General features: G+C 70.8%; 2 protein-coding genes. Both read right to left on the minus strand.

Annotation, left to right across the window (positions count from 1 at the left end; genetic code table 11):
* Window positions 1–4,917, minus strand: a 4,917-nt coding sequence (locus tag DM816_RS45375; protein WP_117215067.1) for a type I polyketide synthase, incomplete at its 3' end; no start/stop codon positions are given.
* Window positions 4,918–4,949: 32 nt separating this feature from the next.
* The coding region (locus DM816_RS44000) for an SDR family NAD(P)-dependent oxidoreductase (protein WP_162908189.1) at window positions 4,950–10,244 on the minus strand (5,295 nt) is incomplete at its 5' end.

Below are 10,244 nucleotides of genomic sequence, written 5' to 3' on the forward strand. Positions count from 1 at the left end.
CACAAACGTCCCCGGCGACGACATCACCGTCACCCCACCAGCCAACGCCATCACACACTCACCACCCCGCAACGCCTGCACCGCCAAATGCAACGCCACCAACGACGACGAACACGCCGTATCCACCGTCATCGCAGGCCCGACAAGCCCAAAGGTGTAGGAGATCCGCCCGGCCACTACGCTGGACGCCGTACCAGTCATCAAATATCCGTCAACGCCTTCAGGCGCTCGGGTCATCATCGAGGCATAGTCGGTGCCGTTGCCGCCCGCGAAGACGCCGATTTCCTTGCCGCGCAAGGTCTCCGGGTCGATCCCAGCATGCTCGTAGGTCTCCCACACGGTCTCCAGCAACAGGCGCTGCTGCGGATCCATCGCCAACGCCTCACGCGGCGAAATCCCAAAGAACTCCGCATCAAACTCCGCCGCCTCGTAAAGGAAACCACCCTCACGGGCATACGTCTTGCCAGCCGCATCCGGATCCGGATCGTAAAGCCCCTCGACATCCCAACCCCGATCAGTTGGGAAACCCCCGATCGCATCACGACCCTCAACCACCAACCGCCACAAGTCCTCGGGCGTCCGCACCCCACCCGGAAAACGACACGCCATGCCGACGATCGCAATGGGTTCGTCCGACTGGACCGCCGAGCGGGTGGCGACCGGTGCGACTGCCGTGTCGAACAGCTCCACGCCCAGGCGGCTCGCCACCGCCTGCGGGTTCGGGTAGTCGAAAACCAAAGTCGCGGGGAGGGTGAGCCCGGTCGCGGTGTTGAGCCGGTTGCGCAGTTCGACCGCGGTCAGAGAGTTGAGGCCGAGGTCGGTGAAGGGCTGCCTGCTCGACAGTGGGTCGGTGCTCGGATACCCCAGCACCAGCGCGACCTGTTCGAGGACGAGGTCGAGCAGCGCCCGGTCGCGCTCCTGCGCGTCGAGGCCGGCCAGGCGGCGGCGCAGCGTGCCCGCGACCGACCCCTCCTCGGTCTCCAGCTCACGCACTTGCGGCAGGTCGTCGATCAGCGGCCGGAGCCGCGCCGGTAGGGCTGCGGCCACACGCGGCCAGTCGATGTCGGCGATTACGGCGTGGGGCGCCTCCTGACCGGCGGCGTCGGCCAGCGCGAACAGCGCGGCGTCGGCGGCCATTGCCCGCAAGCCGGGAGCCGGTGTCACATCGATCCCGGTGCACGCGCCCCAGGCGATAGAGGTCGCGGCGAGTCCGTCCAGACGGCGGCGCTGGGCGAGCGCGTCGGCGTGCAGCCGCAGCGCCACGTACGCGGCCTGACCCGGGCCACCGAACACCGTTGTGGCGGAGGAGAGCATGACGAATGCGTCGAGGTCGCGTTCGCGCGTCAGCTCGTCGAGCAGCCGCATCATTTCTGCGCCGGTTTCGGGGTCGTGGTTGACGTGAACGACGGCGGTCACCGGGTGCATCGCCAGCGCAGTAGCGGCGGCCTCGAGATCGCCCGAGCCGACCGCCACGACACCACCCGCTCCCGATCCCGTCAGCCAGCCGCTCAGCAGCTCGGCCGCGGGTGTGTCGGCACCGGACAGCAGCACGATGCCGTGCGGCGTCCATGGCGCTGGCGTCTTGGCGGAGGCGCCGAGCAGCCGCGGCACGTAGACACCGTCCGAACGCAGCGCGTACTGCGACTCGGTCGCACCGGCGAGAAGGTCGGCCAGCCGGAGCCAGTCGTCCTCGTCGAGGTCCGCGGCCACGTCAACGATGCCGCGCCAGTGCGGGTGTGCTTCCCACGAACGCTCCTGTGCCCATGCCCAAAGCGGCACGGCCGCCGGGTCGGGGCGTTCGTCCGCGGCAATCGCGACCGCTCCCCTGGTCAGGCTCCAGGTCGGCGCACCGATAGCGGACAGATCGGCTGGCGGCGCCTGGCCCAGCAGGATCACGCCGCCGACCGTGTCCGTCCATGCATCGGCGAGCCGGGCGGCCGCGCCACGCGCATTCAGTGCGCGGACGGCATGCCGCGCCTCGGCCGCGTATTCATCGGCTGCGATGACCAGCCAGTCGCCGGTGAGCTGCGCCGGGGCTGGTGTGGGCTGCTGCCTCCACACGACGCGGTAGCGCCACTGTTGTGCGGCTGACTGCCCGAGGCGGCGTTGCCTCCAGCGAGCGAGAGCGGGCAAGGCCGCACCCAAGTCGGCCTCGTCGGCTCCGACGAGGGCGGCGAGGGCGGCCGGGTCTTCGCGCTCGACGATCTGCCAAAACTCGCGGTCGGCCGGGTCGGCCGTGGCCTGGCCGGTGGACGGCCCGGCCCAGAACCGGCGGCGTTGGAATGGGTAGGTGGGCAGGTCGACGCGGCGCGCTGGGGTGCCGGTGAAGTAGGCGGCCCAGTCGACGTCGGCGCCACGAGTGTGGATTGTCGCCAGAGCGGTCAGCGCCGCCAACGGCTCCGGACGATCCTTGCGCTGCAGCGGAACGGCGACAATGTCCGGCGCGATGTCCGGCACGAGTCCACATAGGACGCCGTCGGGGCCGATCTCCAGCAGGGTGGACGCGCCCTGATCGACCAATGTGGACACCGCATCAGCGAACATCACCGGCCGACGCACATGCTCCACCCAGTACTCGGGATCGGTCACCTCACCACTGGACACGATGGGGATCTGCGGCGGCGCGAACTCCAGTGACTCCACGACCTTGCGGAAGTCGGCCAGCATCGGCTCCATCAACGGCGAATGAAACGCATGACTGACCTGCAACCACTTCGCCCGCTTACCCAACCGGGCCACCACCTGCTCCACCGCATCCCGCTCACCGGACAGCACCACCGAGCTCGGCCCGTTCACCGCCGCAAGAGCCACCGCACTCGTCAGCAGTGGTGTTACTTCCTGCGGTGTGGCGCGCACCGCGGCCATCGCCCCACCCGGCGGCAACGCCTGCATCAACGAGCCACGCGCAGACACCAGACGGGCCGCGTCCACAAGGGACAGCACTCCTGCCACATGAGCTGCCGCGATCTCACCAATCGAATGACCGGCCACAAACGCGGGCACCACACCCCACGACTCCAACAACCGGAACAACGCCGTCTCCACGGCAAACAACGCCGGCTGGGTGAAACCCGTCTGCTCCAACCCCACCCCAGACGCGATCACCTCCCGCAACGCCGGATCCAACACCGCACAGACTTCATCGAAGGCCTCCCGAAACACCGGAAACACCCGCGCCAGCTCAAGACCCATCCCCGCCCGCTGCGCACCCTGACCCGAAAACACGAAACCCAACCGGCCCGGGATCGCCTCCCCCGTCACCACACCCGCCGTCGACCGGCCCTCGGCCACATCGGCCAACCGGGCGAACGCCTCCGCACGGTCCGCGGCCACCACCACGGCGCGATGCTCGAACGCCGCTCGTGTCGCGGCCAGCGACAGGCCCGCGTCGAGCTGGTCGACGTCGCGCAGCGCGGTGGCGAGGCGCGCGGCCTGCGCGCGCAACGCCCCCGGCGACCGTCCGGATAGGACCCACGGCACGAGCGGAACGGCCACGGGCGTTGGCGCGCTGGGCGGCGGCTCTTCCAGAATGGTGGGCGCTTCTTCGAGGATGATGTGCGCGTTGGTGCCGCTGACTCCGAACGAGGAGACGCCGGCGCGGCGCGGCCCGTGCCCGGCCTGCCACGGACGAGTCTCGGTGAGCAGTCGCACGCCGCCCGCGTCCCAATCGACATACGGCGTGGGCTCGTCGACGTGCAGTGTCTGCGGCAGGACTTTGGCGCGCAGTGCCTGCACCATCTTGATCACACCGGCGACACCCGCCGCGTGCTGGGTGTGGCCGAGGTTGGACTTGATGGACCCCAACCACAACGGACGCTCCGCCCGCCGACCGGGACCATATGTGGCCAGCAACGCCTCCGCCTCAATCGGGTCGCCCAGCCGGGTGCCCGTGCCGTGCGCCTCCACGGCGTCGACGTCGGCTGGCGTGAGGTCGGCGTCGGCCAAGGCCTGGCGGATCACCTGCTGCTGTGAGCGGCCATTGGGCGCGGTGAGCCCATTCGACGCGCCATCTTGATTCACCGCGGTGCCGCGGATCACGGCCAGCACCCGGTGGCCGAGCCGCTGAGCGTCGGAAAGCCGCTCCACCAACACCAATCCTGCTCCCTCGGACCAGCCCGTGCCGTCCGCGGCAGCGGCGAAGGAGCGGCAGCGGCCACTCGGCGACAGCCCGCGCTGGCGGCTGAACTCGACGAAGGTGCCGGGGGTGGACATCACCATCACTCCACCGGCGAGCGCCATCGTGCACTCGTCGTTGCGCAACGCCTGCGCGGCGAGGTGCAGGGCGACCAACGACGATGAGCACGCGGTATCCAGAGTGATGGCCGGGCCGATAAGCCCCATCTGGTACGCGATGCGCCCCGACGCAACGCTGGATGTGGTGCCAGTCAACAGGTGTCCAGCGACAGCCTCGGCAGCCTCGTGCATGCGCGGCCCGTACGCCTGATCGGTCGCGCCGACGAAGACGCCAACCCGATCGCCGCGCACCGCGTCGGGGTTGATCCCGGCTCGCTCGAACGCCTCCCACGCCGTTTCCAGCAGCAGCCGCTGCTGCGGATCCATGCCCAGCGCCTCACGCGGCGAGATCCCGAAGAAGGCCGCGTCGAACTCGGCCGCGTCATGCAGGAAGCCGCCCTCGCGGGCGTAGGTCTTGCCGATCGCGTCCGGGTCGGCGTCGAACAGTCCCGACAGGTCCCAATCGCGGTCGCCCGGGAACGGCCCGATCGCGTCGCCGCCCGACGCCACCAAGTCCCACAGGTCCTCCGGCGACGCGACTCCACCCGGGAATCGGCACGCCATCCCCACGATGGCGATCGGCTCCCGGCGGCGCTCCTCGACCTCGCTCAGGCGCCGTCGGGCGTCACGAGCATCGGCGAGCGCGCGCTTGAGGTACTCCCGAAGCTTGTCCTCGTCAGCCATTATTCTCAGCTCTCCCGGTCATCACTTCGGCGTCAGCCCAGCTGGTCCACGAGCGCGAACAGCTCGTCGTCGGTGGCGGAATCCAGGTCGTCGTCGAGGCGGCCGGGCGGCGCCTCGGGACTGCAGAGCATGAGCAGCTCCTGCAGGCGGCCGGCGATCCGCTCGCGGGCGGCGCTCTCGCCGAGCGAGTCCCGCAGCAGCACGCTGATCCGGTCGAGATCGGACAGCACTGCCACGTCAGCGGTCACCTCTTCGAGGACGAACTGCTCCCGCAGGAACCCCGCGATCTGTTCGGCGGTGGGATAGTCGAACACCAGCGTCGTGGGCAGTCGCAGCCCGGTCGCGGCGTTGAGCCGGTTGCGCAGCTCGACCGCGGTCAGCGAGTCGAACCCGAGTTCCTTGAGCGCGCGATCGCCGGCGATGGTGTTGTGGCTGGCGTGTCCGAGCACCGTGGCCACCTGAGTGCGGACGAGGTCGACGAGCACACGGCGCCGGTCGGGCTCGGTGAGCTGGGCCAGCCGGTCCGCGAATGTCGCGCCCGCCTCAGTCGTCTGGCCCGCCGACGCCCGCCGGACGGCGACCGTGACCAGACCCCGCAGCAGCGCCGGCAGGCTCTCGCCCTGATTGCGCAGGGCGGCCGGATCCAGGCGGGTCGGCACGGCGACGGGCCGCCCGAGGGCGAGCGCGGCGTCGAAGGCCGCCATGCCCTCCGCGCTGGACAGCGGCAGCAGACCGCTGCGCGCCATGCGGCGAAGGTCGACCTCGTCCAGGTGCGCGGTCATGCCACTGGCCTCGGCCCACAGGCCCCACGCCAGCGACACTGCGGGGAGGCCCAGATCGCGCCGGTGTTCGGCCAGCGCATCGAGGAACGCGTTCGCGGCCGCGTAGTTGGCCTGGCCGGCCTGTCCAAGGAGCCCCGCGAACGAGGAGTAGAGCACGAACGCCGAAAGGTCCGCATGGCGCGTCAGCTCGTGCAGGTGCCAGGCCGCGTCTGCCTTGGCGCGCAAGACGTTTTCCATCTGCTCCCGGGTCATGTTCGCCACGACGCCGTCGTCGAGCACCCCTGCGGTGTGCACGACCGCGGTGAGTGGATGCGCCGCCGGAACCGCTTGCAGCAGCTGGGCCAGCGCGGCCCGATCCCCGACATCGCAAGCGGCGACGGTGACCTGCGCGCCGAGCTCGCCCAGCATGTCGCGCAGCTCCGCCGCGCCGGGCGCTTGCAGGCCACGGCGGCTGACCAAGAGCAGATGCCGGGCGCCATACACGGTTACGAGATGGCGGGCGACCAGCGCACCGAGCGTGCCGGTGGCACCGGTGACCAACACGGTGCCGTCAGGGTCGAGCGGCCGGGGCACGGTGAGCACGACCTTGCCCGTGCCACGCGCCTGGGACAGGAACCGGAACGCCTCGATCGCGTGACGGACGTCCCAGGTGGTCACGGGCAGTGGCCGCAGCACGCCCCGGTCGAACAGCGCCAGTACTTCGGCGAGTATTTCCCGCATGCGCTCGGGCATCGCCCCGGCCGTGTCCGCCTGGGTGCTGGCCAGCGCGGTCAGGTCGTACACCTGGTAGGTCACGCCCGGATGCGCCGCCTCCACCTGTGCGGTGTCGCGGATATCGGTCTTGCCCATCTCCAGGAAGCGGCCACCGTCGGCGAGCAGCCGCAGCGATGCGTCGATGAACTCGCCCGCGAGCGAGTTGAGCACGACATCGATGCCGCGGAAACGGTCGCCGAAGTCGAGGGTCCGCGAGTTCGCGATGTGCTCGTCGTCGAGGCCGAGCGCGCGCAACGTGTCCCACTTGCCCGGACTGGCGGTGCCGAAGACCTCCGCGCCCAGGTGCTGCGCGAGCTGCACGGCGGCGATGCCCACGCCGCCCGCCGCGGCGTGGATGAGCACCCTGTCCCCCGGCTGCACGCGGCCGAGGTCGACCAGCCCGTAGTACGCGGTGAGGAAGACCACCGGCACCGAGGCGGCCTGCGCGAAGGTCCATCCGTCGGGCATCCGCGCCAGCAACCGGCGGTCGGCGACGGCGATCGGGGCGAACGCGCCGGGGAAATAGCCCATCACCCGGTCGCCGACGACCAGATCGGTGACGCCCGGACCCACCTCGACGACCACACCGGCACCCTCGGCGCCCATCAGGGCGTGCCGCTGGTCCACCATGCCGAGTCCAATCAGGACATCGCGGAAGTTGAGGCCACCCGCACGCACCGAGACCCGGACCGTACCCTCGGCCAGCGGTTCGAGCACCTCCGGCGCGGCGACGAAGCGGAGGTTCTCCAGCGTGCCGCCGTCGACCAGCAGCCGGTAGGCGGGGGCGTCGGCCGGGAGGGGCAGCGCCTCGGCCGTGGGACGCGTCAGCCGCGGCGCCAGCACGGCGCCGTCGCGCAGCAGCACCTGCGGCTCACCCGACGCCAGTGCCCCGGTCAGCACGTGCGGTATCACGGGCCGGTCGTCGAGGTCCACGAGCACGAACCGGTCGGGGTTTTCCGTCTGGGCGGTACGCACCAGGCCCCACACGGCGGCGCGCGGCAGATCGCCGACGCGCTCACCCGCCGTGGCCATGGCACGGCGGGTCAGCACGGCGAGCCGCGAGCGGACAAACCGGTCGTCGGACAGCCATTCGCGCATCACGTCCAGCACGCCGAAGGTCGCATCGCGCATAACCGCTGGCACGTCTTGCGTATCGGTGGGTGAGGCGGTGCAGAACACGACCACATCGGGCACCGGGACGCCGGCGTCGAGGGCCGCGCCAAGAGCAGCCAGGTCGGCGTACGCCGTGGTGGGCCGCAGCCCGAACGGATCGGCACCGATCATTGGATACTCCACGGGCGCCTGCTCGGCCACCGGCACAGCGATCCAGTCCAATTCGTACAGTGCACCGTCCGCGGCGGCGCCGGCCAGCACCTGCCTGGTCAGCGGGCGCAGCGTCAGCTGGTCGACGGTGGCCACCACCGCACCGGTCGCGTCGGCGAGCAGCACGCGCGCCGTGGCACCGTGATCGTCGGCGGTGACGCGCAGCCGCACCCGCAGCTCGGTGGCGCCCGCGGCGTACACCGTCAGACCCGACCACGCGAACGGCAGCAGCGGCCGATCGGCGCCCGCGACCCCGGGCAGCAACGCGTGCAGCGCTGCGTCAAGCAGCGCGGGATGCAGCGTGTAGCCACCCGCCTCGTCGCGGTATTGGTCCGGCAGCGCCACCTCGGCCAGCACGACGTCGCCGTCGGTCCACACCCGCCGCAGGCCGGCGAATGCGCCCGCATACCGGTAGCCGTGCTCGACAAGGCGCTCGTAAGCCCCGTCGAGATCTATCTCAACCGCGCCCGGCGGTGGCCAGGCAGTGAGCCCGACCGGGGCCGGCGGCGCACTCTGGAGCAGCGTGCCGCTGGCGTGACTGGTCCACTCCTGCTCGCCGTCGCGGCGGGCGTGCACGGCAAGCTCCCGGCGCTCGCCGGTGCCGGTGACGCTCACCTGCACCTGTACGCCGCCGGACGCGGGCAGCAGCAGCGGCGTCCACAGCGTGAGGTCTTCAAGGTGGGCACAGCCGACCTGATCACCTGCCCGCACGGCGAGTTCGGCGAAGGCCGTGGCCGGCAGCAGCGCAGTGTCGTAGACGGCGTGCCCGGCCAACCAGGGCTGCGCCTGCAGGGAGATCCGCCCGGTGAGCACGGCGTTGCCGTCGGCCAGCTCGACCGCCGCGCCGAGCAGCGGGTGATCGGCGTCGGCCAGGCCGGCCGAGACCATGTCGCCGGTGCCGGTGGCAGGCCGCAGCCAGAAGCGCTGCCGCTGGAACGGATACGTGGGCAGGTCGACGCGGCGGGCGCCGGCGCCGAACGCCGGTGTCCAGTCAACCGGCACGCCGACCGTGTAAAGCTGCGCGACCGCGGTAAGGAACTGATCCATGCCGCCGTGCCGGCGACGCAGCGAACCGGTGGCAACGATCGTCTCACCGGCCGCGTCGGCGGTTTCCTCAATGGCGACGGTCAAAACGGGATGGGGGCTCATCTCCGCGAACACCCGGTGCCGGTCGGCGAGCAGGCCGCGGATCGACTCCTCCAGCCGTACCGTCTGGCGAAGATTGCGGTACCAGTAGTCAGCGCCGAGTTCCGTGGTGTCAAGGAATCCGGCCGTGACCGTGGAGAAGAAGGGCACGTCTGCTTCGCGCGGGCGCACCGGCGCCAGCAGCTCCCGCAGGCGCGCCTCGATCCGCTCCACATGTGCGGAATGCGAGGCGTAGTCGACCGGAATCATCCGGGCCCGCACGTCGTCGGCGACGAGCTGCGCGTGCAGTTCTTGCAGCGGCCCGATTTCGCCCGAGACCACGGTCGAGACCGGACCGTTGACCGCCGCCACCGAGATCGCCTGCCCCCACGGCGCGAGCAGATCCTGCACCGCGGCCAGGCCCAACGGTATCGACATCATGCCGCCCTGGCCGGCGATCGCGCCGATGGCCTGGCTGCGCAGCGCAACGACCCGGGCCGCGTCGTCAAGCGTCAGCGCGCCGGCGACGTATGCCGCCGCGATCTCGCCCTGTGAGTGCCCGACGACGGCGGCCGGATGCACGCCGTGGAAGCGCCACAGCGCGGCGAGCGACACCATCATCGCGAACAGCACCGGCTGCACCACATCGACGCGTTCCAGCGATGGGGCACCATCGGCACGGCGCAGCACGTCCAACAGCGACCAGTCCACATAGGACGACAGAGCTCGGTCGCACTCCGCGATGGCGGCGGCGAACACCGGGGACTCGTCGAGCAGGCGCAGCGCCATTTCTTCCCACTGCGCGCCCTGGCCCGGGAAGACGAAGACGACCCGTTCGGCGCCGGGCAGCACGCCGCCGGTGACGACGTTGGCCGCGATCTGTCCCTCGGCAAGCGCGGTCAGTCCGGCGGTGAGCTGTTCGTGATCGGTGGCGAGCACGACGGCACGCTGGTCGAACCGGGCCCGGCCGGTCAGCGCCGACCAGGCGAGGTCGGTGAGTGCGATCGGCTCGGCCGAGAGGCGTTCGTGTAGGCGCGTGGCTTGGGCCTGCAGCGCGGGAGTGTTGCGTCCGGATAGGACGATCGGGACGGGCGGGAGGCCCGATGGCTGGGGCGCGTCGACGGGCTGTTCGTCATGCGGTGCTTGCTCGATGATCACATGGGCGTTGGTGCCACTGATCCCGAACGACGACACCGCCGCTCGACGCGGCCGATCCACCTGCGGCCACGACCGCGCCTCGGTCAGCAACTCCACCGCACCAGACGACCAATCCACAAACGGCGACCGATCTTCCGCGTGCAACGTCCGGGGCAGCAACCCATGCCGCAACGCCTGCACGACCTT

It is taken from the genome of Allorhizocola rhizosphaerae (genome assembly GCF_003426775.1).
Lineage (GTDB): Bacteria > Actinomycetota > Actinomycetes > Mycobacteriales > Micromonosporaceae > Allorhizocola > Allorhizocola rhizosphaerae.